Here is a 1,236-nt window from a genome sequence, read left to right on the forward strand (position 1 = left end):
CGAAACCGGCGCGGGCACGACGCAGGAGCAGCAGCACGCAGCGAGCGCGCTGGCCGAGGAACTCGCGCAGCAGGCGCGCAACCGGGCCGCACTTGTCGCCACAGAGCAGAACCTCGACGTGCTGAAGACACAGCGCGACAAGGCCGCGGGCGCGCTGGCCCACGCCGAAGCCGCGCTCGAACAGGCGAAGCTCAACCTGTCGTATACGGAGATCCATGCGCCGGTCGACGGCAAGATTGGACGACGTTCGGCACGCGTCGGCGCATTCGTGACAACCGGCGCGCCGCTGCTCGCGATCGTTCCGCTGTCGGACGCCTATATCGTTGCCAACTTCCAGGAGAACCAGCTCGCCCGGATGCGGCCCGGCGACACCGTGCGCATCAAGGTCGACAGCTTTCCGGGCGTGGTGATCCGGGGACACGTCGATAGTCTTGCGCCCGCGACAGGCGTGAGCTTCGCACCCATCGCGCCCGACAACGCAACGGGCAACTTCACCAAGATCGTCCAGCGCGTGCCGGTCAAGATCACGATCGACCACGGACAACAGGCCACGTCCGCATTGAGCGTGGGCCTGTCTGTCGAAACGGAGGTCGCCGTCGGCAGGCGCGCCGATATGCGGATCGCAGGAGCGGACGCGAAATGAATGCGAGCGACTTCTCCCTCCGCACGCCGGCGCTCACGTTGTTGCTGTGCTCCGTGCTCACGGGCTGTCTGGTTGGCCCGAACTTCGAACGTCCGCAGACGGCCACGCCCGATGTGTTCAATCGCACGCAGACTGCGCAGGCTGCGAGCCGTGCAGTCGAATCGGAATTCACGCCGCAATGGTGGACGCTGTTTAATGATCCGATACTGGACTCGCTGGAAAACCAGCTGAGCGATGCGAATCTCGACGTGGCGGCCGCGTCGGCGCGTCTGCGGCAAAGCCGGGCGGAACAGCGCATTGCCGGTGCCGAAGAATATCCAACGCTGAGCGGCGCCGCCTCGTATGACCGCGAGCGCGGCAGTCCGAACGGCATCCTGTCTCTGCTTGGCGTGACCCCGACCGGAAGCCAGACGCAGTCGGCCTCGGGCAGCGCGCCGCTTGGCGTGGCGCCGTTGCCGGGCGCCAAAGGCTCGCCCGCTTACGATCTTTACCAGTTCGGCTTCGACGCATCATGGGAACTCGACTTCTGGGGTCGCGCCCGACGTGGTGTCGAGGCAGCGTCAGCGCTCTCCGATGCCTCGTACGAGGACCGT

The 1,236-nt window shown here is 66.2% G+C and carries 2 protein-coding genes; both read left to right on the plus strand.

All coding sequences use genetic code 11. The annotated features are described in order from the left end of the window. On the plus strand, positions 1-643 hold a 643-nt coding region (locus PQR42_RS45495; RefSeq protein ID WP_408394013.1), incomplete at its 5' end, for an HlyD family secretion protein. Beyond that, positions 640-1,236 (plus strand): TolC family protein (locus PQR42_RS45500; protein WP_408496089.1); only part of this gene is annotated, 597 nt, incomplete at its 3' end. The genes PQR42_RS45495 and PQR42_RS45500, both read left to right, overlap by 4 nt.

It is taken from the genome of Paraburkholderia sediminicola (assembly GCF_046027355.1).
GTDB classification, from domain to species: Bacteria; Pseudomonadota; Gammaproteobacteria; order Burkholderiales; family Burkholderiaceae; genus Paraburkholderia; species Paraburkholderia sediminicola_B.